The sequence below is a fragment of the Parasphingopyxis sp. CP4 genome (assembly GCF_013378055.1).
Taxonomy (GTDB): domain Bacteria; phylum Pseudomonadota; class Alphaproteobacteria; order Sphingomonadales; family Sphingomonadaceae; genus Parasphingopyxis.
On sequence record NZ_CP051130.1, the window covers coordinates 96,763 to 119,575 of the forward strand.

Consider the following 22,813-nt stretch of genomic DNA (forward strand, 5'->3'; position numbering starts at 1 on the left):
TTTGCGCACTGAACTTGATCAACGGCTCGCCGCGACACCGGTAATACCCCTCATCTCGGGCGACGATCCAATGATTGCCGTGGAGACGGCCAAAGCACTGCAGGAGGGCGGACTCTCGGTCATCGAAGTCGTCATGCGAAGCGATGCGGCGCAAGACTGTATGGAAGCAATCATTGCAGAGACACAGGATGTGATAGTCGGCGCCGGAACGGTGCTGACGCTTGATCAAGCACAGTCACTGCATGCGAGCGGTGCGGCGTTTATTGTCTGTCCGGGCTTGGTCGATGAAATCGCGCGCTACTGCATCGATCAGGACATCCCAGTCTATCCTGGAACCATGACTGCGGGCGAGGTGCAACGTGCCTATGCTTTGGGATTGCGGGATGTGAAATTCTTCCCCGCAAGCTTGGCGGGAGGAGTGCCAATGTTGCGCGCGCTCGGCTCCGTCTTTCGTGAGATGCGGTTCATGCCAACCGGTGGAATCAGCGCAGAAAACCTGTCCGACTATCTAGCATTGCCGCATGTGCTGGCGTGCGGCGGCAGTTGGCTGACGCCGCGGGCGGCGGTCGATAGTTGCGAGTTCGGGACCATCAAGAAACTCGCGCGCGAGGCTGCGGCAATAGCCGCGCGATCGCGAGGCAAGGAGCAAGACAATGGCTGAATTTCTGTCATTCGGTGAGATCATGTTGCGGCTAAAGACACCGGGCTATGAGCGCTTCTTTCAGTCGCCGGCATTCGAGGCAACCTTTGGCGGCGGTGAAGCAAATGTGGCGGTGGCGCTAAGCAATTATGGCCTAGATGCCGGATTTGTCAGCGCCTTGCCGGACAATGATATCGGCGAAAGCGCGATTGCCGAATTGCGCAAATTTGGCGTTGATACACAGCATGTCAGCCGCTCTGGCGACCGGGTCGGAATCTACTTTCTGGAAACCGGTGCAAACCAACGGCCTTCCAAGGTGGTCTATGATCGCGCACATTCGTCGATCGCCATGGCTGGCCCGGATGAGTTTGATTGGGCCGCCATATTCTCCGGCGCAAAATGGTTGCACATTACCGGCATCACGCCAGCGTTGAGCGAAAGCGCGGCGGAACTCAGCATGGATTGTGTAAAGGCCGCCAAGGCTGCCGGATTGACGGTATCCTGCGACTTTAATTTTCGCGGCAAGCTTTGGAAATATGGGAAGAGCGCGCCCGAGGTGATGAGTGAACTCGTCAAACATGTTCATGTCGGCATCGCCAATGAGGAAGACTGCCAAAAGTCACTCGGGATTTCAGTGGATGTCGATGTGGAATCAGGTGAGCTCGACACGGCCAAATACGAGGCGCTCTCGCAGAAGGTTCTCGATATCTATCCGGAGATGGAGGCTATCGCGATTACGCTGCGGGAAAGCCTCAGCGCCGACCGTAACAATTGGTCGGCCTGTCTTCGTGATCGAGAGGGCGGCTTCAAGCTTTCGCGGCGCTATGAAATGACCGACATTGTTGATCGTGTCGGCGGTGGTGACAGTTTTGCTTCGGCGTTGATCTATGGCCTGAACGCCTATGACGACCGTCAGAAGTCGCTGGAATTTGCTGTAGCCGCGAGTTGTCTCAAACATTCAATTTCAGGCGACTTTAATCGCGTTTCCGTTCCTGAAGTGGAAAAATTGATGGGCGGCGATGGTTCGGGTCGGGTACAGCGGTAACGCCCAACGGAACAATGTAATGACTGAACAGGAATGCAGCGGGCTAAACCGCCCGGTTGATCGTGCTTTCTCCGGATCGCGCTATCCTGCTTCAAATCAAGGTAACTGACATGGCTTCGGTCCCCCATATATCGCAGAACCCCGATATTCGATTTCTTGGCAAGCTGCTGGGTGATGTGATCCGCGCCTATGGCGGGGATCAACTGTTTCGACGCACGGAATATATTCGTGCAGCCTCTGTCGATCGTCACCGTGGTGTTGAGGGTTCAGACGCTATTGATCCGGGCCTCGATGCGCTGACGCTGGATGAAACACTCGATTTTGTGCGCGGCTTCATGCTGTTTTCGATGCTCGCCAATCTGGCGGAAGATCGCCAGGGATTGCTCGCGGACAATGATGTAGACGTCGCGGCAGCTTTGGAGCGACTGGAAGAGCATGGCGTAACGCGCGAAACCGTTGCCGAAATGCTCGACGATGCTCTGATCGTTCCGGTTTTGACCGCGCACCCAACCGAGGTACGGCGCAAGAGCGTTATCGATCATCGCAACCGCGTGGCAGAACTGATGGTCCTGCGCGATGCGGGTCATACGCATACAGACGAAGGCGACGATATCGCGGAATCGATCACCCGCCAGATCGCGCTGCTGTGGCAGACCCGACCGTTGCGGCGTGAACGGCTGTTTGTCGCCGATGAAGTGGAAAACGCGCTCTCCTATCTACGCGATGTGTTCCTGCCGATTTTGCCCGGCCTCTATAACCGCTGGGAAGATGCGCTCGGTGCCCGGCCAGAAAGCTTCTTTCGTCTGGGGAGCTGGATTGGCGGCGACCGCGATGGCAATCCCTATGTGTCAGCAGAGTCGCTTGAACTCGCACTGCGAAGATCGGCACAGACAGCGCTGTCCACCTATCTCGATGATCTGCACGCACTGGGCGCGGAGCTCTCGATTTCTTCAGATTTTGCCGAGGTTGATGCTGATGTGCTGGCGCTCGCAGAGGCCAGTGGCGACGAAGCCGCCAGCCGCGCCGACGAACCCTATCGGCGCGCATTGTCTGGGATCTATGCCCGGCTGGCAGCCACTTATGCGGCGCTCATCGGTGAAACGCCGCCCCGGCCATCGCGGCTTACCGGCGAACCCTATCCCAATCCGCAGGCCTTCAGCGAAGACTTGCGCACCATTGCGCGCGCGCTGACACGCTCGGGCGGAGAAACCCTGGCGTCAAGCGGTGCGCTTGGCCGTCTCATTCGCGCCGTGCGGACATTCGGTTTCCATTTGGCATCGCTCGATTTGCGGCAGAATAGCGCAGTCCATGAAGTGGCGGTCGATGAGCTCCTCGCCAAGGCCGGCGTCGAGGCAGATTATGCATCGCTCGATGAAGATGCCCGGGTTGCGTTGCTTCGCCGAGAATTGGCATCGCCCCGCCCGTTGCGAGTGCCGCACACTGACTACTCGCCCGAAACGGCACGCGAATTGTCGATCGTCGAAGCGGCCGCGCGCGCGCACACGGCCTATGGCCCGGATTGCATCACCCACTACATCGTTTCGATGACCGAGACGGTCTCGGATCTTCTCGAAGTCCATATCCTGTTGAAGGAGGTGGGACTGTATCGTCCGGGCGAAGATCCGCATGCTGCGATCATGGCTATTCCGCTGTTTGAAACGATCGGCGATCTGGAGCGCGCTGCCGACATAATGGGCAGCTATTTTGCCTTGCCAGAGATCGCCGCGTTGGTGTCTGGGCGCGGACATCAGGAAGTGATGATCGGCTATTCCGATTCCAACAAGGATGGTGGATATCTGACATCCGGCTGGATCCTGAGCCGGGCGAGCGAGGCGCTGGCGCCCGTGTTCGAACAGGCGGGTGCTTCAATCCAACTGTTCCACGGTCGCGGCGGATCCGTTGGGCGCGGGGGAGGGTCGGCATTTGCCGCGATCCGCGGGCAGCCGGCTGGCACCGTCAACGGGCGTATCCGGATTACCGAACAGGGCGAAGTGATTGCGGCAAAATATGGAACACCCGATTCTGCCGCTGCCAATATCGACTCCATGGTCTCGGCCACATTGCTGGCGACGCTTGAGCCCGAACAAATCTCGCCAACCGATAAACAGCGCTTCTCTGAAGCAATGGACGAAATATCGGCCACGGCTTTTCGCGCCTATCGCTCGCTCGTCTACGAGACCGACGGGTTCACTCGGTTCTTTCGCGATATGACTCCGATCAGCGAAATTGCCTCGTTGAAGATCGGTTCACGGCCGGCAAGCCGCAAGACGTCCGATGCTATCGAGGATTTGCGCGCCATTCCCTGGGTCTTTTCCTGGTCACAGGCGCGAGTCATGCTGCCAGGTTGGTACGGCGTAGGCCATGCCCTCCAGGCCTTTGAAGACAAGGGGCTCTTGCGGGAGATGGCCGCGCAATGGCCATTTCTGCAGATGACACTCGGCAATATGGAAATGGTGCTGGCAAAGTCGGATATGGGCATTGCCGAACGCTATGCTGATCTGATTGAGGACCGGGATCTGGCAGCGTCTGTCTTTGGCGATATCCGAAACGGCTGGCAATCGACGCATGACACGCTGCTCGACATTACCGATCAATCGCGGTTGCTCGAAAAAACCCCCAAGCTCGATACGTCGATCCGTTTGCGACTGCCCTATATCGAGCCGCTTAACCTGCTGCAGATTGAATTGCTCAAGCGTCACAGGGCGGGCGAAGATGATCCAAAGATCGCCGAGGGAATCCAACTTTCGATCAACGCCATCGCGACGGCACTGCGCAATAGCGGCTGAAAATACCCCAAAGGGCGCGATGTGGACTTTCTGACGATTGCCGAGTTGTTGAGGGAACAAATGAGGGTCTATCGATAGACGGACGCCCTCTCCGCAAGGGCCATAAAACTCTGACTAACCTGCGAGTTCGTCCAATTTTGCTCGCAGAACGGCTTCGTGCAGTGGATGGTCAAAAGCACAACCGACTTTAAATCCGTCTACTCTCACGACCTTTGCAGACAAGGACTGCAAGCCAGGCAATTGCAACCAAACGCGCTCACCGATTGAAAAATCGACTGCGGAATCGATCAGGAACCCTGTTTCAGAGATGTCGAGGACTTCGACCCGACGGGCGGGGTAGCTGGCGCGCCGGAAGAGCAGGAGAACTTCCAGTTTATTGCGGGTTTTGCGTGCGATCGGTTCCTTGCTCATCGGATGCGATTCCAGCGGCTATTGTGCGCTGAGCCTTTCCCGGCGCGAGACGCTTGCGCAAAAAGCTGCCTCGCGAATGCGATTTCTGCGCCGCTAAATGATCCGATCTGGCGGTGAAAAGCGTGCATCGAGTGGACATTTCCCTCGCAATAATTGTAGTTTGAGGTCGGCGCTCCGTTGGGGGGGTAAACGCCGACCTCCGCAATCCCGTTTCCGGGACTACCTCTTGAAACTATGGTGAGGCCGACGCTCCCTTGGGGGGGGGGTTAAACGCCGGCCTCTGCAACCCCGTCTCCAGGGCTACATCTCGAAAATGTGGTGAGGCCGACGCTCCCTTGGGGGGGGGTTTAAACGTCGACCTCTGCAACCCCGTCTCCAGGGCTACCTCTTGAAACCATGGTGAGGTCGGTGCGCTCTTTTGGGGGGGGAACTGCACCGACCTCTGCGACCCTCTCCAGGCCCGCGTGAGATGAATGATCATCGCCAAAAAGGGGCTGCTTAAATCCGGTCAAAATCTCTTTTTGCATTGGGAGCCCCCCGGGATTGAAAACTATCCAGTTCTACCCAAGCCCGAAAAATCGGGATGAATAGGTTCGCGATCAGAAATTCGTGGCGTTGGAACATTTTTGCCGTGCAGATCAAAAGCAGTCATTGGCCGGCCCCCAACCGCCCAGTGACCTTGGTCGGTCTCATTGAGACGAACCCAAGTCAGGTCCCGACATACCGGTCCGTCGATATCAACAGCCGCATCGGTAATCCGATGAATCAGACTTTTCTTTTGCGCCGTGGTGAAGGTGCCGGATAAAATGTCGATCGTGACCAGCAACACTTTCCGGCTCCCTTCATTAGTAAGGCGTTCCCGCCAGCGATTTCCGGGGAGTTTGACCCTGCGCCGCTCTCCCAATCTGGTTATGGGGTTAGGGCAACAGATTTTGGCTTGCATAACCAAAGTCTGATATTTACATTACATTTGTCGTACCGCGCCCTTGGGGGGGGATTGGACGATTTTCCCGCAATTTGAGGTTTGTACACGTCGATTGTACGCGAACGGACCGGATCGTCCCGTTCAGGGGACTGTCCGGGCTCAACTGCTGAACGCCGAATTAGCGCTCCCATAGCAATCAGCTGACCATTCTTGATCGCGATCAAAGAAGGACGTGACCCGATCCCTATGAGCAAGGCACGCTTTGCAAAGGGAAGGGCGCATGGAAACTCTTACAATGAAGGTCGGCGGCATGCTGATCGTCGCATTTTTGGCCTTTGTGGCGGCCGCCTCGGCTGTCGATTCAGGTTTCGCGATTCATATGTGGATCGTCGTCGCAGCAGCGCTCGTCGCTACGTTCGTCATGGCGAACAAGGCGGATTTCGCCGCGCTCGCGCGCGCTGGAGCGCCGAAGCCTGATCAGTCACGCTATGATGACGATCCCGTTCGCTGGGGCGTCATTGCGACGATATTCTGGGGCATGGCGGGCTTTCTCGCGGGCCTGTATATTGCGCTCCAGCTTGCCTTTCCGGTTCTCAACCTCAATTTTGAATATACGACATTTGGTCGGCTAAGGCCGCTTCACACTTCTGCCGTGATTTTTGCCTTTGGCGGCAATGCGCTGATCGCGACGAGCTTCTACATCGTTCAGCGTACCTGCCGCGCGCGTCTGGCTTTCCCGGGTCTCGCTCGCTTTGTTTTCTGGGGCTACCAGCTTTTCATCGTGCTCGCCGCCACTGGCTATCTGCTCGGTATCACGCAGAGCAAGGAATATGCCGAGCCGGAATGGTATGTCGATCTGTGGCTAACGATAGTCTGGGTTGCCTATGCAGTGGTGTTCATCGGCACGATTGTAAAGCGCAAGGAGCCGCATATCTATGTGGCCAACTGGTTCTTTCTCGCCTTCATTCTAACGATTGCGATGCTGCACATCGTCAACAATCTGGCGATCCCGGTGAGCCTGCTTGGTTCGAAAAGCTACACGGCCTTTGCCGGTGTCCAGGATGCGCTCACCCAATGGTGGTACGGCCACAACGCGGTTGGCTTTTTCCTGACCGCCGGCTTCCTCGCCATGATGTATTATTTCGTGCCGAAACAGGCTGAACGCCCGGTCTATAGCTATCGGCTTTCGATTATCCATTTCTGGTCGCTGATCTTCCTCTATATCTGGGCTGGTCCGCATCACCTTCATTACACGGCTCTTCCCGATTGGGCGCAGACGCTGGGTATGGTGTTCTCGGTGATGCTGTGGATGCCGAGCTGGGGCGGCATGATTAACGGCCTGATGACGCTCAACGGCGCCTGGGACAAGATCCGGACCGACCCGATCATCCGCATGATGGTCATGGCGCTCGCCTTTTACGGGATGAGCACCTTCGAAGGTCCGATGATGTCGATCCGCGCGGTTAACTCGCTGTCGCACTATACCGATTGGACGATCGGCCATGTGCACTCCGGCGCGCTTGGCTGGAACGGCATGATCACCTTTGCCGCGATTTACTATCTGGTTCCGCGCCTCTGGGCTCGGGAGCGGTTGTACAGTTTGCGAATGGTGAACTGGCACTTCTGGCTCGCGACAGTCGGTATCGTGCTCTACGCCGCGTCAATGTGGGTCGCCGGCATCATGCAGGGCCTGATGTGGCGCGAATATGGGGCTGATGGCTATCTGGTCTACGCGTTTTCGGAAGTCACCAGCGCCATGCATCCCATGTATCTGATCCGCGCGGCTGGCGGTGGCCTCTACCTCGCTGGTGCGGTCGTGATGGTCTATAATGTCTGGCTGACGATTGCCGGCAAGACCCGCACCGAAAAGCCGATGACAGATACGCCGCACGATCCGGAAAAGGATCGTCCGATCGTTACCTCTCAAACCGTTCCAGCCGAATAAGGACGCACGACTATGGCATCCCGATTTCTCGACCATACGAAGATTGAGCGAAATGTAACGCTGTTATCCGTGCTGGCCCTCGTCACGGTGGCGATTGGCGGTATCGTGGAGATTGCACCGCTCTTCTATATCGACTCGACTGTTGAAGAAGTGGAAGGCGTGCGGCCGTACACGCCGCTCGAACTCGCCGGTCGCAACATCTATATCCGGGAGGGCTGCTACACCTGTCACAGTCAGATGGTCCGTCCGTTCCGCGACGAGGTGGAGCGCTACGGCCATTACAGCCTGGCTGCGGAAAGCATGTATGATCACCCATTCCAATGGGGATCCAAGCGGACCGGCCCTGATCTGGCGCGGGTTGGAGGGCGTTATTCCGATGAATGGCATGTCCAGCATCTGATCGACCCACGGTCCGTGGTGCCGGAATCGATCATGCCGCCGTATGCCTTCCTGGCTGACCGCGAGATTGACTTCGAACATATTGACGGTGATCTGCAAACATTGCGCACCTTGGGCGTGCCCTATGATGATGCGATGATCGAAAATGCCGCAGCGGACTTTGCGATCCAGGTCGATATTTTCAGCGATCCGAGTGGTATCCGCGAACGCTATGGCGATGTGCAAATCCGCGATTTTGACGGTGATCCATCGCGCATTACCGAGATGGATGCGCTGGTCGCCTATCTCCAGATGCTTGGCACTTTGGTCGACTTTGAATCGGCGCAGGCATTGGAGGAGTCCCGATGACCTACGAATCCATGCGCCAATTTGCCGACAGTTGGGGCCTGCTCTTCATGGTCATCCTGTGGGTCAGCTTTGCCCTTTGGGTGTTTCGGCCGGGCGCCAAGAAATATCACGAAGATGCCGCGAACATGATTTTCGATGAAGGTGAGAATGATGGCCGAGACGAATAACGAAGACGGCAACCGCGTCGACGAACCGACTGGCACCGAATTTGTCGGGCATGAATGGGACGGTATCGAAGAGCTCGATACACCGTTGCCGCGCTGGTGGTCGATCATCTTCTGGGCAACCGTTGTGTGGGGTCTTGCATACACCGTCGCCTATCCGGCCTGGCCGTTGATTAACGGTGCCACGGAAGGCGTGCTTGGCTATTCGAGCCGCGCGGATGTGGCGGCCGATATAGCCGCTGTCGAGGCCGAACGTGCACCGCTGCGTGAAGCGATAGGGGCGATCGACATTAATGATCTGCCCGCCGATGAGCAGCTCATGCAAACGGCAATCCAGGGTGGTCGATCTGCCTATGTGGTTCATTGCGTGCAGTGTCATGGCTCGGGCGCTGCCGGCAGCACTGGCTATCCCAATCTCAATGATGATGACTGGCTCTGGTCGGGCGATATGGAAGGTATCGAATATACGCTGATCCATGGCATCCGGAATCCGGATCACCTCGAAACCCGCATCTCGCAGATGCCTGCCTTTGGTACGGACGGCATCCTCGACGATCGCCAGATCAGCGATGTCGTATCTTATGTGCGCACCTTCAGCGGTGCCGAAGAGGAAAGCGCCGCATCGGCGCGCGGTGCCCAGCTTTACACTGCCAACTGCACGGTCTGTCACGGTCCGAATGGCGAAGGAGATCGTACCCAAGGCGCTCCCAATCTGCGGGACGCCATCTGGCTCTATGGCAGTGATCGCGAGGCAATAACCGATTCCGTGGCCAACAGCCGCTTCGGCGTGATGCCGCGCTGGGGCCATCGATTGGACCCGGTAACGATCCGCATGTTGACCGCCTATGTCTGGTCGCGTGGCGGCGGTGAAGTGGCTCAGGTCGAAACCGAGGCCGAAGGCGAGGACGCTGCCGACCCAGCAGGCGAGGAAATCGCCCAGGTCGAGAGCGATGAGCGCGGCTGATTCCGCCGCGCCGGATGGGCCGCCCAAACCGCAACTCTATGAGAAGCGCAAGGGTGTCTATCCGAAGGCGGTAACCGGAAACTTCCGGCGTCTGAAATGGGTGATCATGCTGGCCACCCTGGCGATCTATTATCTCACGCCCTGGATTCGCTGGGATCGTGGACCTTATGCGCCGGACCAGGCCGTTCTCGTCGATCTGGCCGGACGCCGTTTCTACATGTTCGGGATCGAGATCTGGCCGCACGAATTCTATTATGTGGCCGGGTTGTTGATCATGGCGGGCATTGGCCTGTTCATTGTGACGTCCTCGGTCGGCCGCGCCTGGTGCGGCTATGCCTGTCCGCAAACTGTATGGACGGATCTGTTTCAGCATGTCGAACGCTGGGTGGATGGCGATCGCAATGCGCAGATACGGCTGGAAAAATCACCTTGGACCGCCAAGAAGGTCGCGAAACGCAGCACCAAATGGACCATCTGGCTGCTAATCGCGATGGCAACGGGCGGCGCCTGGATATTCTACTTTGCCGATGCACCGACTTTGTTCTGGCAGTTTTTCACCGGCGAAGCGCCCTTTGTCGCCTATGCGACGGTTGGCGTGCTGACCTTTACCACCTTCACGCTGGGCGGTTTCATGCGTGAACAAGTGTGCATTTATATGTGCCCCTGGCCGCGGATCCAGACAGCAATGATGGACGAAAAATCGCTGACGGTGACCTATAAGGATTGGCGCGGCGAGCCGCGCAGCCGTGGTATGAAACGGGCCAAGGAGCAGCCCGGTGTGTTCGGCGACTGTATCGATTGCAACCAGTGCGTAGCTGTTTGTCCGACGGGCATCGATATTCGCGAAGGACCGCAGATTGGGTGCATCACCTGCGCACTGTGCATCGATGCCTGCGATGACATCATGGACCAGGTTGGCAGGCCGCGCGGGCTGATTGATTATGCAACGCTGGAGAGCGCCGAGACTGAGCAAGCTGGCGAGCCGACACCGCCGCTCAAACGATCAGTCTTCCGCCCTCGGACGATGATTTACTTCGCGCTCTGGGCCGGGATCGGTCTCGCAATGCTGTTTGCTGTCGGCACGCGAGACCGGCTCACAATCAATGCGATACAGGACCGCAACCCGACTTTTGTCCAGTTGAGCGACGGACATGTGCGCAACAGCTTCGATGTCCGCGTGCGCAATATGGAAAATCGGCCAAGGGAAATGACGCTCGGTCTGGAAGGATTGGAGGGCGCTGTAATGTGGTCGGGTTCTGGCAATCGGGACCAAGCACTGCGGTCGTTCACGATATCAGTGCCACCGGATCAATTGCTCAACACTCGCGTCTTTGTGGCCGCGCCTTTCGAAGGCGAGGCTTCGGAAGATTTCGCATTCACGGTCAGCGCGGGCGAGGGTGATGACGCGGAATCTGCAATTGAAGCGGCGCGGTTCACCCGCCCGGGAGGCGAATAATGCCAAAGCGGTTCAACGGCTGGCACATGACGGCAATACTGGTTTGTTTTTTCGGTGTGATTGTCATCGTGAATTTCACAATGGCGAGCTACGCCACGCGAACCTTTGGCGGGACGGTGGTCGACAACAGCTATGTCGCGAGCCAGCGATATAATGACTGGCTGGCCGCTGCGCGTGAGCAGGATAGCCTCCAATGGACCGAAACCGTGGGCCGGGATGGAACGGGTGTTCGGATAGCGGTCGAAGCCTCAGATGGCATGCTCGAAGGCGCCATTGTGACCGCAATCGCCGAACATCCGCTTGGCCGGTCCGAACCGATCACGCTGGCGTTCGTAGAACGCGAACCAGGCATCTATCACAGTCGCGAACCGGTGGCCGATGGGCGCTGGGTGCTGCGGATTGAGATTGAGAGCGGTGCGGATCGCAAGCGTTTGCTGGCGGATCTTTCATGAACGCACCGCTCAAATCCGGCACAGCCACAGTCGCTGCGGAGAGCCGCTTTGCAGTCCCGGGAATGCATTGCTCCGGCTGTATCGCCAAGATTGAGAAGGGTTTGAGCGCCGAAGCCGGTGTGCATGCGGCGCGGGTGAATTTCACGAGCAAGCAAGTGACCATCGCCCATGATGAAACGCTGACCGAGGACGATCTCGGCAAGGTCATCCGGTCGCTCGGTTTCGAACCCACAGCGATCGCCGATGCCAGCACCGCGGATGAGCAGGCCAAGGCCACGAAGGCATTGTTCCGCGCGCTTGCGGTTGCAGGCTTTGCCGCGATGAACGTCATGCTGCTTTCGGTCAGCGTCTGGTCGGGCGCGGACGGCGCAACGCGGACGCTGTTCCATTGGATTTCGGCGCTGATCGCTCTGCCCGCAATCGCCTATGCTGGACGCCCATTTTATCGGTCAGCCTGGCAGGCCCTGCGCCATGGACGGACAAACATGGATGTGCCGATCGCGATCGGCGTGACGGTTACTGCCGCGATCAGCCTCTACGAGACGATTATTGGTGGGGAGCATGCCTGGTTTGAAAGCGCACTCATGTTGCTCTTCTTCCTGCTGGCCGGACGGGTGCTCGATGCGACCATGCGTCAGCGGGTGGGCGATGGCGCTGCCGCGCTTGCACGCCAATCCGCGCCGGGTGCGCTGATAGTCGATAGCGATGGGCATAGCCGATGGGTCAAGGCCACGGAGATTGAGCCTGGCATGGTCATGCAGCTCGCAGCCGGGGAACGGCTTGCCGCCGATGGTGTGGTTCTTGACGGTCAGAGCGCCATCGACGCATCGCTTCTAACCGGCGAGAGCGTGCCGCAACCTGTTGCTCCGGGCGCAACAGTATTCGCTGGAACGCTCAATGCGGACGTGCCGATTACGGTCGAAGTGACGGCTGCATCGGATGAGACAGCCTTGGCCGATATTGGGCGACTCATGGAAGCGTCGGGCCAAGGCAAGTCGCGTTATGTGCGGATCGCCGATCGAGGTTCGCAACTATACGCGCCCTTGGTCCATGCGCTGGCCTTGCTGAGTTTTGTCGGCTGGATGATCGCCGGCGCCGATTGGCATCAGGCGTTGCTGATTGGCGTGGCGGTACTCATCATCACCTGTCCCTGTGCATTGGGGCTGGCGGTTCCAGTGGCCCAGGTCGTGGCGACTGGATCGCTGATGAAACGCGGCGTGCTGGTCAAACATGAATCGGCACTCGAGCGGCTCGCGGAAGCCGATCGGGTCGTGTTCGACAAAACGGGCACGCTGACGCTCGATCGGTTGATAGTCGCCAATCTTGAAATATTAGATCCGGACCAGAAGCGGGTCGCACATGGCCTATCGCGGATCTCCCGGCATCCCTTGGCCAGCGCGTTACGCGAAGCGCTTGAGGCGGACCGAGTGAAGGCCGCGAAGATTGTCGATGGCGCGGAGACGCCGGGAGAAGGCGTGGCCGGCACTTATCGGGGCCATCCGGTTTCTCTGACACGACCGGAAGGACCCCAGAATGGTCCAGCCGTCTCGCTGACCATTGGCGATCGCGCGCCGACTACAATTGAGTTTCGCGACCGGCTCCGCCCCGATGCGGGTTCTACGGTTGCGGCGCTTGAGGCATTGGGATTGCCCGGATCCATATTGTCCGGAGATTCCGTCGAAGCTGTGAGACCGGTGGCCGCTCAATTGCACCTCACGGCGCAGGCTGGTGCGCGACCGGATGACAAATGCGCCGCGCTCGAACGTTTGCGCCGGGGCGGCAATCATGTGCTGATGGTCGGCGATGGGCTGAACGATGGGCCCGCGCTCGCAAGCGCGCATGTGTCGATGGCTCCGGGTTCGGCCAGCGATGTCGGTCAGAATGCGGCCGACCTGGTGTTTCTCGGTGAAGGCCTTGCTCCGATCCCCTTTTCCGTGCGCGCTGCCCGTCGCACGATGGCAATTGTCCGCCAAAATTTCGCACTTGCGATTGCCTATAATGCGCTGGCTGTCCCGCTCGCGATCGCCGGATTTGTTACTCCGCTTGTCGCAGCCGTCGCAATGTCGCTTTCCTCGCTTATCGTAATTGCCAATTCCCTGCGGTTGAGGCGCGTAAAATGACGAGCCTGGCAATCCTTATTCCGGTGGCAATTGGGCTTGGTCTTGCGGGGCTCGCCGCCTTTTTCTGGGCGGTGTCGGACAATCAGTTCGACGATCCTGACGGCGCAGCGACGCGCATTCTGCATGATGAGGAAGACGAATGAAGAGGCGATCCGGGCCGTATCTGGCGACATTGGCGATTCTTGGCCTCGCTGGTAACGGTGTTGCAGCGCCCGCCGACCAATCCGATGTCATGTGGCTATCGATCTGCGGACGGCCAGACATGCGAATTGCCATTGAGATTGATCGCGATCAGGAACCAGCGAATCCCCGGGATTGCGCGCAAGCCTGCCATTCCGCGATGGGTCGCAAAGCCTTTTCAGGCACCGAGCACGGTACGTCGGACGGTGCCATGGTATGATACAATCGTAGGCAGCACGACGAAAAAGGGCTGACCTGCCCGGATTCTTGGTCTAACCCGGCGCGATGTCGAGTTGTGATACATGTCTGGTGCGCAATCGCGCCATCTGTGCGGTCCTTGACCCGAACGAGCTGGGCCAGCTGAACCGCATTGGTCGGCGCAAAAATGTTCGGCGAGGCGAGACAGTGATCTGGGAAGGCGATGATGCGCCGATCGTGGCCAATGTCATTGACGGAATGTTGAAACTTACAACGGCGACGGGCGATGGCCGCGAACTGATCGTCGGCATCACATTTCCATCCGATTTTATCGGGCGACCGTTCGGAGCAAGCAGCACCAATTCGGTCACGGCATTGACCGACGCGCAGCTTTGCGTTTTTACGCGTTCGAGTTTCGATAGTTTCGCCAAGGATCACCCGGATCTGGAACATGAATTGCTCGAACGCACGCTCGGTGAACTGGATCGTGCGCGCGAGTGGATGTTGTTACTTGGACGCAAGAGTGCCGCGGAACGCGTGGCGTCTTTCCTGCTCGAAATGTCAAAAAGGCTGGCTGGACGCGCTTGCGAAGGTCCAGTTGGTCCGGCCGATGAGTTTGAACTTCCGCTCTCTCGGCAGCAGACTGCAGATATTCTTGGCCTGACAATCGAGACGGTCAGCCGTCAGCTTGGTCGGCTCCGCGAAGCTGGGATCATCGTGACCCCGGATCGTCGTACGATCGGTATCCTCAACCGCGCGGCGCTAGAGGCTGAAGCGGAGCGCGAATAGCAAATGGGACAGGCCACCGAAGGGGTGGCAGCCTGTCCCATGTTGCGATTACGGTCTATCTAGAGCCGGAAACCAATTCCAATTCCGAAGACCAGCGGATCAAGGTCGATATCGACCGATTGGGTGCCTGCGCCCCCGGTGACGAGTGTCGCGGTCGTATCAATGTCGATATATTTAACATCGAAGTTGAGGAAGATGTCCTCGTTGAGATCAATGTCGACACCTGCCTGAAGCGCCCATCCCCAGCTATCGCTCAGCGACACCGATGTCGGGCCAACGGCAGCCTCCAGAGCAGAGGTCGCATCCTCCGAATAGAAAGCCGTATAATTGATACCGGCGCCAATATAGGGCCGAACAGAACTCTCAGGCGCAAAATGATATTGCGCGGTCAGGGTCGGCGGGAGCACCCATGTTGAACCCAGTTGGCCAATCCCGCCTGTGGTTCCGGACGTGCCGGAAAAATCATGCTTGGTTGTAGCGGCAATCAGCTCAAAACCGATATGATCCGTTGCCATATAGGTGATGTCGACCTCTGGTGCGAAGCTGTCAGTCACTTCGACTTCTTCACCCGGAAAGGCCGGCAGAATCGATCCGGAACTTTCGGTCGGTGAGACGACAACAGCTCTGACCCGCAGGAGAACGTCTCCAGCTTCGGCATAGGCAGCGCTTGGCGCAGCTGCGAGAGCGATCAGAGGTAGGAGGGTAAGCGCACGCATTGTGATACCTTTCAATTCGGTTTGGACACACATGCTTTGCGAGCGCCCGGCATGATGCGCCTTGATTTGCGTCAATCGCTTCCTTGATCATGGTCAAGGAGATAGGGCGGAAAAGCTGGTTTCTAGCGGGGCATGTGGCCTTATTACCCTGAACTGATCGGTAAACCGGTCCCGCGCTACACCAGCTATCCGACAGCGGCGGAGTTTGGCTCCGTGGACAGCTATTTCCACGAAGCTGGTTTTGACAGCCTGTCGCCAAATGCGCCGATATCATTGTACGTCCACATTCCCTTCTGCGAGAAGATTTGCTGGTATTGCGGGTGCAATACCGGGGCTGCCAATCGCGCCCATCGCCTGACAAGTTATCTCGATGCCTTGCACGCAGAGATTGAAACAGCCGTCGACCGCCTCGGAAAACAGCACTCCGTTACCCAGATTGCCTTTGGGGGCGGTAGCCCCAATGCTCTCGACCCGATCGATTTCGTGCGGTTGCTGGATCATCTGCTGATTGCATTCACGGCATTTGACGCCCGGCTATCGATCGAGCTCGATCCGCGGAGCATGTGTGATGGATGGGAGGCGTTGATCGGCAGGGCCGGAATCACGCATGCGAGCCTCGGCGTCCAGACCTTCGATCCGGACTTGCAGGCGCGGATCGGGCGGGTGCAACCTGTCGAGAGCATCAAACAGGCCGTCGCACATCTCCGCCGTGCCGGAATTCAATCGCTGAATTTCGATCTAATGTACGGCCTGCCAGGGCAAAGCTGCGATGCCTTGGTCAGTTCGATTGAGCAGACGATCACCCTTAGTCCTGATCGAATTGCCCTGTTCGGCTATGCCCATCTTCCCAATGTGATCAAGCGACAGTGCCAGATCGACGATAGCGATATGCCGGATGGCGCAACCCGTTTCGAGATGGCTGCGATCGGTTTTGAACGGCTAACGGGTGCCGGCTATGTGCCAATCGGTTTTGATCATTTCGCGCGACCGGGAGATAGCCTCGCCCAGGCGTGTGAATCCGGCCAGATGCGCCGCAATTTCCAGGGCTTTACCGACGATCCGTGCGAAACATTGATCGGTCTTGGCGCCAGTGCAATCAGCAATTTTCCTGATCGCATCGTTCAGAATGCGAAAAATAGCGGGCAGTATCGCATAATGGCGAGCGCCGGCATGTTGAGCGGTGAACGTGGTGTGCTGCGGACTGCTGAGGACAATGCTCGCGGACGCGTAATTGAATCCCTGTTATGTGGTGGCCAGGCCAATCTCTCAGAGATTGACGTACCGACAGCTATGGTGACTCGCCTGGAACAACTTTCGAAACTCGGCTTGATCGAGTTAGGCGCGAGCGACATTGCGATTGCATCCGAAGGATTGCCATATAGCCGGGCGATAGCGGCCTTGTTTGACGGATATCGCGCCAGTTCTGAAGAGCGCTTCAGCAGCGCCGTATAATGTGGAGGCTAGTTTTCAGGCTTGAATTTAGCCCGAGGCGCTGTCCGAGGCCGTTTCTGGATCCCGAAATCGGATTACATGGTCTGCAGTGTGCAGTTCAGGCAATCTAACAAACCGCCCGACAAATTGCTCACAACCTGGCGAGAGCATCACCGAGAATGCCGTGCCATCGACAAGGCCGAGTCTCGCAATGCGATGCTGGTCAGGCCGATTTGAGCCGGGAGTTGAGTCTGCGAAAGCCATGTAAATGGCATGACGCAAACCCATTAATAATTCGTCGATGGATCGATTTACGTCTGTGCCCGTTAACCACGATCGAGGGACGGCGTTATTACTGTCCAACACAGGGACGGATGGAAAACTGGCTGTTTTGTGTTTGCCCGCCGTAACCAAATGTGTTTAGATTCCATTTACCGCGTTCGGAGATAGTTGAGTGGACCAGACCAGGATCGGACCGACGGACAGTCAATCGCTTCCGAATGATGCGGCCGATACGATATTGGGCGAAGCCGAGCTTCATCGAGTTGCGGAAGTCCAGCCATCGCCACTATTTGACCTCGGCCAGCTCGATATCAGCTGGGATCCGGAGACAAAGGCGTTGTGGACCTTCATGACACCTGAGGGGCGGCCCAGTTTTAACCTACCGATGCTGCGGGACTTTGATGTCTGGCAGGACGAAATTGAGCGCCTCTATGGCGAAAGCGACGATCAGATCCGCTATCTGATTCTGGGCTCACGCTTCCCCGGGGTATGGAATTTCGGCGGTGATCTGGGGCTGTTCTCCAAATATATCCGCAATCAGGATCGCCAATCGCTCGTCGATTATGGCCAGGCCTGCAACACTATCCTGTTCCGGAACATGCAGGCGCTTGGTTTGCCGATGGTTACGATCGGGCTGGTGCAGGGACAAGCGCTGGGTGGAGGGTTCGAAGCCCTTCTTTCATTCAATGTTATCATTGCCGAGCGGAGTGCCAAATTCGGCCTGCCCGAGATCGCCTTTGGGCTGTTCCCGGGTATGGGTGCGCATGCGTTGCTGGCCCGGCGGCTTGGCTTTGCACGGGCAGAGCAGATGATCTTGAGCGGCAAGACGCATACCGCCGAAGAAATGTTTGAACTGGGCCTGGTTCACCAGGTCGTCGAAGACGGCGAAGGTGAGCAAGCGGTGCATGACTATATCGCCCAGAACAGCCGCCGCCATGCTGGTAATCATGCCGTATTCAAGGCCAGCCGCGAAGTTTGGCCGGTCTCGCTGGCGGAACTAAATGCGATCGTCGATATATGGGCGGATACTGCACTAAAGCTCAAAGAAACGGATCTGCGACTGATGGAACGCCTGGTTCGCGCGCAGAGCAAATTGTCGGCGAGTATTAGCGCAGGTTGACGATCTGCGGATCGGCTGCGTTCGACACAGTTTCCATGGCCAATCGTTGTTGTGCCTGCGGTGCCGTCATCGGGCGCGCATAGTAGAAACCCTGCACGCGGCTGCAGCCAGCGTCGCGTACACGGGCTAGCTGCTCTTCGGTTTCGACACCCTCTGCGACCGTCGCAACTTCCAATGATTTCGCGAGCTGAACGACAGCGCGAATAATCTTCTGGTCGGTCGGGCTATTGCCGATATTGCGGATGAACGACTTGTCGATCTTGATCGTGTCGAATTCCCAGCTGCGCAGATAGGTGAGGGAGGAAAAGCCCGTACCGAAATCGTCGAGGCACAGACGCAGGCCCATTTTCTGCAGCTGGCGCAATAACGAGTTTGTATGTGGGTTCTTATCGAGCAAGACGGACTCGGTGATTTCCAGCTCGAGCCGGCGGGCGACCATGCCTGTATTCACGAGCGTTTCGATGATTTTCACTGGCAGGTTGTTTTGTTTCAACAAGGCTGGCGAGATGTTCACCGACACATTGACCTCTTCGGGCCATTCAGCAGCTGCCTCACATGATTTGCGCAATACCCATTCGGTGATATCGCCAATCAAACCAGCGCTCTCCGCAACCGGGATGAATACGGCGGGGCTAACATCGCCAAGCTCGGGGTGATTCCAGCGGAGCAATGCTTCGCAACTGCGGGTGCGGCCGGTCGCCAGATCGATGATCGGCTGGAACAACACCGTGAACTGGTCCTTGGCCATCGCCTCCGTAAGGCCAGATTCAATCTGTCGGTGGAGAAGGAAGTCTTCGTGCATGAAGGGTTCGAATATGCGGACGCATTTTCCACCCTCATTTTTGGAGTGGTAGAGCGCAATATCAGCGTTCTTGAGCATTACTTCGCTCTGGATACCGTGATCCGGCGCCACTGCGACGCCAAGCGATGCTGCGACCTCGACTGTGTTGTCGTTGATACTGACAGGTTGGGAGACGGATTCGAGAATTTCGTTCCCGAGCAACTCGGCTTCGTCAGCGCTATCGACCAGACCCATGATGACAAATTCATCGCCACCAAAGCGGGCCAGCCATCCGCGATCGCCGAGGACAGCTTTGACACGCTGTGCGGTTACGATCAAAACCTTGTCGCCAGCCAGATGGCCGAGCGTGTCATTGATCGTCTTGAAGTGATCGAGATCCATCCAGATCACAGCCAGTTTTTCGGTTTTCAAATCACCAATATCGTCAAGCAGATCCCCAAGCCTCATCTGCATCGCCAGCCGGTTGTCGAGGCCGGTCAGCATATCGCTTCGCGCCATCTTCTCGAAGCGCGCTGCAACCTCGCTCTTTTCCTGTTTTCCGGAAAGGGCAGTGTAGACGACTTCGTAAATCTGCAAGCTGATATCGACCATGCCCAAGACAAAAATGACGATACACAGGCCGAGTGTGATGCTGAGCGCGGTCCCCATCAGGAAGAGGCCAAGCGCCATTGGCAAGGTGCCAAGGCAAAGCTGCCCAATTGCGATTACCGGTCGCCCGGCATTACGGGCCGCCACACCTGCCGAATAACCGGTGGCCATGATGGTTGCCATCAACAGGATGACGGTGTTGGTGCTGTTTGTGAGAGTGAAGAATGCCTGGGCACCAAGCAGGGATGCATAAAGCCACGCACCGATCTCGTAGATCCGTTCCCAATGAAGCTGTTCGCGCGGGGATCCCTTGGCGTTTCCGCGCAGGTAGATGATTGCAGATGCAATCCGCAAAATGCCGACCAGGTGGATTGCAATGGAACAGATTAGGAGCGCGAGACTGCCAGTAACATAGGCGATACATGCGGCGGTAACACTGCCGGCAATTGCCCCAATCGCGAGCGATGCGGGAGATGTATAGAGGGTGCTGACAAGGGCTGCGCGAACCTGACGCGCAAGTGAGCTTTCGGAAGCTGCTAAGTGTCGTAACTTACCGCCGAGGGTCGGCATCACTTTCTCCCACAACACCATAGCGATAGTGGCATATGGTTAAGGATGTGTGCCTGAACGGGCCAAGTTGGCATATTCTTCTGCAGCTGTTTTACATGAATTTCAGGCAGTTGCGGACTTAACCGACGAGGCGGTGTTCCCACTTGCTGCCGACAATCTCGCGGGTCCGCTCGATCGGCATCGGGCGCCCGAAGAGATAGCCCTGGATCTGATGGCAACCAAGGTCGCGCATCCGGTTGAAATCATCTGCAGTTTCAACACCTTCGGCCGTGATCGACAGTCGGAAACTGTTGGCGAGCATCACGATTGCCTTGATGATCGAGACCGTTTCCTCGCGAGTTGCCGCTTCGCGGACGAAGCTGCCGTCGATCTTCAGTTTATGGAAGACCGCCTTGTTGAGATATCCGAGCGAGGAGTAGCCGGTACCAAAGTCATCAAGAGCGATGCCAACACCAAGGCCACGGAGCCGCTTCAGCACGTCGACGGCATTACCGGCGCCGCTCATGAAGACGGACTCGGTAACCTCGAGCTCAAGCCGATTGGGTTGCATGCGCGATTTTCGGAGTGCTTCCGATACAGTTGCGGGCAGGGCAGGGCCAACGAGCTGGATCGGCGATACGTTGACGGCCACGGTGATGTCTTCGGGCCATGTGGCCGCGTCTTGGCATGCCTGATGGAGCACCCAGTTACCCAGTTCTTCAACCAGGCCGCTTTCTTCCGCAATTGGGATAAACACGGCGGGCGAGATTGGACCGCGCGTCGGATGGTTCCAGCGCAGCAGCGCCTCAAAGCCCGTGACACGTTGCGTCTGTGAGGAAACCAGCGGCTGATACAGTAAGTTGAACTGATCCGTATTAATCGCCTGGCGCATATCATGTTCAAGGCGCACCCGTTCTTCAGCCGCAACCTGCATCTGCGGATCAAAGTTACAGAAGGTGGCACGCCCCATCGATTTTGCATGATAGAGTGCGAGATCGGCCTTGCGGACCAGATCGTCGACCGTATCGCCGTCAATCGGACCATAGGCGCAACCCACGCTCAGCCCGATCCGGATCTGCACATTGTCGATCATATAGGGCTCGCTAACCGCAGCGATCAGCTTCTCTGACAATGCTTCTACGGCAACGCGGCTCTGGGCATCGTCTACGACAACTGCAAATTCGTCACCGCCGATACGACCGACAGTACCACGGTTGCCAACAATGTCCGTAAGTCGACGGGCGACAGTCTTGAGCACGGCGTCACCCTTCGGATGGCCGAACGTATCATTGACCGGTTTAAACCCATCAAGATCAAGGAAGAGAATGGCGCAGGGAATTCCGCGATCCTTGGCATCACTAAGCGCCGTATCCAGCAATGTTCTGACGCGCGATCGATTTGGCAGACCGGTCAACACATCAAGATTGGCGAGATGTTGCAATTTGGCGTGCGAGCTCTTGGAATCGGTAATATCGAGGCCCACGCCGCGATATCCCTGGAACTCCCCATTTTCATCGATAATCGGACTGCCTGAAAGGGTGATCCAGCGACGGTTCTTTGTCTGGCCGAGTTCAATCTCAAACTTCGTGAACCGTTCGCGTTTTGCCAACAGTTCGCCAATTCCAGCCTGGGTGCCCAAGGCACCGGCGAGTGACTTGCCGAGCAGCTGATAGGTAGCGGTTCCGAGCAGTTCGCCCATCCGGGGTGACACATAGGTGAGCTGATACTGGCCATCGACTTGCCATAGCCAGCCAGCACCACGATCTTCATATTCCTGGAGCAGGTAACGGATATCCGCGCGCTTGGCAGCGAGCACTCCCGCCCGATCGATTTGCCCCTGCCAAGATCGTGCAAGGAGGATGAAGCCGACCAATGCGGCGGCTGAATAGGCTGCCAATACTGCGATGCCGGGCAAGATGCCGCCTTGGGCACCATAGAAGCCGGCAATTGCAAGGCCTGCGGCCAGGGCAGAAACCCAGAGAATGACAGCCGTCGGGATCACGGCCACCGAAACACCACTGACGATCATCATCGCCACAAGTCCGCCAGTATATGCGTAATTGATCGGCGCGCCGGTCAATCCGGCATAAAGAGGCATCGAGATCCAAAGGCATGCGCGCAGCGTGCTGTCGGCGATAGCAATCTGGATCTTGCGTAGCGGGAGTTGGTCCGAGCGCCGAACCATCGACGTCTGGTTTAACCAACGGGCGGAAAAATATGTCGCGGCGATGATCATCGCGAGCCACGCCAAAAGCAGCTGCAATGGGAGCGTTTGTCGTTCCAAAATGGCAAAAACAACCGCACAAATTGCCTGTGTCGCACCCGAATAAAGTGTGAAGCGTGATAGAATATTGAGCTGAGCAGTACGGACTTCGCCCGCAGGGGCGTGCCGCTCCTCAATCATATGCGCAGGGCCGCGGGCGTCGATATCGCGCCGCATAACCATTTGGTTTTCTGCTTCTTTTGTGCTCTGTCCTGCTGCCATGATATCCCAGCTCGATAT

General features: G+C 57.4%; 20 protein-coding genes. 15 read left to right on the forward strand and 5 right to left on the reverse strand.

The window, feature by feature from the left end:
* Window position 1: 1 nt before the first annotated feature.
* From HFP51_RS00450 to ppc, 3 genes are all read left to right on the forward strand, one after another.
* Window positions 2-661: a bifunctional 4-hydroxy-2-oxoglutarate aldolase/2-dehydro-3-deoxy-phosphogluconate aldolase gene (locus HFP51_RS00450; protein ID WP_176873808.1), complete on the forward strand. Its 660-nt coding sequence runs from the start codon at window positions 2-4 to the stop codon at window positions 659-661.
* The gene (locus HFP51_RS00455; RefSeq protein ID WP_176873809.1) at window positions 654-1,685 is read left to right on the forward strand and encodes a sugar kinase; all 1,032 of its coding nucleotides are present in this window, start codon (window positions 654-656) and stop codon (window positions 1,683-1,685) included. Before HFP51_RS00450 ends, HFP51_RS00455 begins: the two co-directional genes overlap by 8 nt.
* Window positions 1,686-1,795: 110 nt before the next feature.
* On the forward strand, window positions 1,796-4,471 hold the full coding sequence (gene ppc / locus HFP51_RS00460; protein ID WP_176873810.1) for a phosphoenolpyruvate carboxylase: 2,676 nt from the start codon (window positions 1,796-1,798) through the stop codon (window positions 4,469-4,471).
* A 114-nt stretch (window positions 4,472-4,585) separates the two neighbouring features.
* Here ppc and HFP51_RS00465 read toward each other — a convergent pair whose 3' ends face one another.
* Both HFP51_RS00465 and HFP51_RS00470 read right to left on the reverse strand, forming a co-directional pair.
* Window positions 4,586-4,882 carry a PilZ domain-containing protein gene (locus tag HFP51_RS00465; protein ID WP_176873811.1) on the reverse strand — a complete coding sequence of 99 codons (297 nt, stop codon included), beginning with the start codon at window positions 4,880-4,882 and terminating at the stop codon, window positions 4,586-4,588.
* 550 nt (window positions 4,883-5,432) lie between these two features.
* The gene (locus HFP51_RS00470; protein WP_176873812.1) at window positions 5,433-5,711 is read right to left on the reverse strand and encodes a tautomerase family protein; all 279 of its coding nucleotides are present in this window, start codon (window positions 5,709-5,711) and stop codon (window positions 5,433-5,435) included.
* A 376-nt stretch (window positions 5,712-6,087) separates the two neighbouring features.
* Here HFP51_RS00470 and ccoN point away from each other — a divergent pair, with 376 nt between their 5' ends.
* The 10 genes from ccoN (at window position 6,088) to HFP51_RS00520 (ending at window position 14,822) form a co-directional block, all read left to right on the forward strand.
* Window positions 6,088-7,752 carry a cytochrome-c oxidase, cbb3-type subunit I gene (gene ccoN, locus HFP51_RS00475; RefSeq protein WP_176873813.1) on the forward strand — a complete coding sequence of 555 codons (1,665 nt, stop codon included), beginning with the start codon at window positions 6,088-6,090 and terminating at the stop codon, window positions 7,750-7,752.
* A 12-nt stretch (window positions 7,753-7,764) separates the two neighbouring features.
* A complete protein-coding gene (gene ccoO, locus HFP51_RS00480; RefSeq protein ID WP_176873814.1) occupies window positions 7,765-8,499 on the forward strand; it encodes a cytochrome-c oxidase, cbb3-type subunit II in 735 nt (244 codons plus the stop codon).
* Window positions 8,496-8,666: a cbb3-type cytochrome c oxidase subunit 3 gene (locus tag HFP51_RS00485; protein ID WP_176873815.1), complete on the forward strand. Its 171-nt coding sequence runs from the start codon at window positions 8,496-8,498 to the stop codon at window positions 8,664-8,666. Before ccoO ends, HFP51_RS00485 begins: the two co-directional genes overlap by 4 nt.
* Window positions 8,647-9,627 carry a cytochrome-c oxidase, cbb3-type subunit III gene (gene ccoP / locus HFP51_RS00490; RefSeq protein ID WP_255454729.1) on the forward strand — a complete coding sequence of 327 codons (981 nt, stop codon included), beginning with the start codon at window positions 8,647-8,649 and terminating at the stop codon, window positions 9,625-9,627. The genes HFP51_RS00485 and ccoP overlap by 20 nt, the downstream gene beginning before the upstream one ends.
* On the forward strand, window positions 9,614-11,083 hold the full coding sequence (gene ccoG, locus HFP51_RS00495; protein WP_176873816.1) for a cytochrome c oxidase accessory protein CcoG: 1,470 nt from the start codon (window positions 9,614-9,616) through the stop codon (window positions 11,081-11,083). Before ccoP ends, ccoG begins: the two co-directional genes overlap by 14 nt.
* Entirely contained in the window at window positions 11,083-11,535 is a 453-nt protein-coding gene (locus HFP51_RS00500; RefSeq protein WP_176873817.1) for a FixH family protein, read from the forward strand. Before ccoG ends, HFP51_RS00500 begins: the two co-directional genes overlap by 1 nt.
* Window positions 11,532-13,655: a heavy metal translocating P-type ATPase gene (locus HFP51_RS00505; protein WP_176873818.1), complete on the forward strand. Its 2,124-nt coding sequence runs from the start codon at window positions 11,532-11,534 to the stop codon at window positions 13,653-13,655. The genes HFP51_RS00500 and HFP51_RS00505 overlap by 4 nt, the downstream gene beginning before the upstream one ends.
* Window positions 13,652-13,798: a cbb3-type cytochrome oxidase assembly protein CcoS gene (gene ccoS, locus HFP51_RS00510; protein ID WP_176873819.1), complete on the forward strand. Its 147-nt coding sequence runs from the start codon at window positions 13,652-13,654 to the stop codon at window positions 13,796-13,798. Before HFP51_RS00505 ends, ccoS begins: the two co-directional genes overlap by 4 nt.
* Window positions 13,795-14,055: a hypothetical protein gene (locus HFP51_RS00515; protein WP_176873820.1), complete on the forward strand. Its 261-nt coding sequence runs from the start codon at window positions 13,795-13,797 to the stop codon at window positions 14,053-14,055. Before ccoS ends, HFP51_RS00515 begins: the two co-directional genes overlap by 4 nt.
* Window positions 14,056-14,120: 65 nt before the next feature.
* A complete protein-coding gene (locus tag HFP51_RS00520; protein WP_176873821.1) occupies window positions 14,121-14,822 on the forward strand; it encodes a Crp/Fnr family transcriptional regulator in 702 nt (233 codons plus the stop codon).
* Between the two features lie 59 nt (window positions 14,823-14,881).
* Here HFP51_RS00520 and HFP51_RS00525 read toward each other — a convergent pair whose 3' ends face one another.
* A complete protein-coding gene (locus tag HFP51_RS00525; protein WP_176873822.1) occupies window positions 14,882-15,538 on the reverse strand; it encodes an OmpW family protein in 657 nt (218 codons plus the stop codon).
* Window positions 15,539-15,670: 132 nt separating this feature from the next.
* Between HFP51_RS00525 and hemN the strand changes: the two genes are divergently transcribed.
* Both hemN and HFP51_RS00535 read left to right on the forward strand, forming a co-directional pair.
* Entirely contained in the window at window positions 15,671-16,990 is a 1,320-nt protein-coding gene (hemN, locus tag HFP51_RS00530) for an oxygen-independent coproporphyrinogen III oxidase (protein ID WP_176873823.1), read from the forward strand.
* Between the two features lie 433 nt (window positions 16,991-17,423).
* On the forward strand, window positions 17,424-18,371 hold the full coding sequence (locus HFP51_RS00535) for a crotonase/enoyl-CoA hydratase family protein (protein ID WP_255454730.1): 948 nt from the start codon (window positions 17,424-17,426) through the stop codon (window positions 18,369-18,371).
* On the opposite strand, the gene HFP51_RS00540 is transcribed toward HFP51_RS00535, so the two are convergent.
* The gene (locus HFP51_RS00540; RefSeq protein WP_176873824.1) at window positions 18,358-20,331 is read right to left on the reverse strand and encodes a bifunctional diguanylate cyclase/phosphodiesterase; all 1,974 of its coding nucleotides are present in this window, start codon (window positions 20,329-20,331) and stop codon (window positions 18,358-18,360) included. The two genes, HFP51_RS00535 and HFP51_RS00540, sit on opposite strands and share 14 nt — an antisense overlap.
* Window positions 20,332-20,449: 118 nt before the next feature.
* Entirely contained in the window at window positions 20,450-22,756 is a 2,307-nt protein-coding gene (locus tag HFP51_RS00545; RefSeq protein ID WP_176873825.1) for a bifunctional diguanylate cyclase/phosphodiesterase, read from the reverse strand.
* Window positions 22,757-22,813 lie beyond the last annotated feature (57 nt).

Bases quoted from the DNA above. Each gene is read 5' to 3' on its own strand.
- ccoP (WP_255454729.1), top strand. From the start codon at position 8,647: ATGATGGCCGAGACGAATAACGAAGACGGCAACCGCGTCGACGAACCG.
- ppc (WP_176873810.1), top strand. From the start codon at position 1,796: ATGGCTTCGGTCCCCCATATATCGCAGAACCCCGATATTCGATTTCTT.
- HFP51_RS00525 (WP_176873822.1), bottom strand. From the start codon at position 15,538: ATGCGTGCGCTTACCCTCCTACCTCTGATCGCTCTCGCAGCTGCGCCA.
- HFP51_RS00505 (WP_176873818.1), top strand. From the start codon at position 11,532: ATGAACGCACCGCTCAAATCCGGCACAGCCACAGTCGCTGCGGAGAGC.
- hemN (WP_176873823.1), top strand. From the start codon at position 15,671: ATGTGGCCTTATTACCCTGAACTGATCGGTAAACCGGTCCCGCGCTAC.
- HFP51_RS00500 (WP_176873817.1), top strand. From the start codon at position 11,083: ATGCCAAAGCGGTTCAACGGCTGGCACATGACGGCAATACTGGTTTGT.
- ccoN (WP_176873813.1), top strand. From the start codon at position 6,088: ATGGAAACTCTTACAATGAAGGTCGGCGGCATGCTGATCGTCGCATTT.
- HFP51_RS00455 (WP_176873809.1), top strand. From the start codon at position 654: ATGGCTGAATTTCTGTCATTCGGTGAGATCATGTTGCGGCTAAAGACA.
- HFP51_RS00545 (WP_176873825.1), bottom strand. From the start codon at position 22,756: ATGGTTATGCGGCGCGATATCGACGCCCGCGGCCCTGCGCATATGATT.
- HFP51_RS00515 (WP_176873820.1), top strand. From the start codon at position 13,795: ATGAAGAGGCGATCCGGGCCGTATCTGGCGACATTGGCGATTCTTGGC.
- HFP51_RS00485 (WP_176873815.1), top strand. From the start codon at position 8,496: ATGACCTACGAATCCATGCGCCAATTTGCCGACAGTTGGGGCCTGCTC.
- HFP51_RS00465 (WP_176873811.1), bottom strand. From the start codon at position 4,882: ATGAGCAAGGAACCGATCGCACGCAAAACCCGCAATAAACTGGAAGTT.
- ccoG (WP_176873816.1), top strand. From the start codon at position 9,614: ATGAGCGCGGCTGATTCCGCCGCGCCGGATGGGCCGCCCAAACCGCAA.
- ccoS (WP_176873819.1), top strand. From the start codon at position 13,652: ATGACGAGCCTGGCAATCCTTATTCCGGTGGCAATTGGGCTTGGTCTT.
- ccoO (WP_176873814.1), top strand. From the start codon at position 7,765: ATGGCATCCCGATTTCTCGACCATACGAAGATTGAGCGAAATGTAACG.
- HFP51_RS00520 (WP_176873821.1), top strand. From the start codon at position 14,121: ATGTCGAGTTGTGATACATGTCTGGTGCGCAATCGCGCCATCTGTGCG.
- HFP51_RS00540 (WP_176873824.1), bottom strand. From the start codon at position 20,331: ATGCCGACCCTCGGCGGTAAGTTACGACACTTAGCAGCTTCCGAAAGC.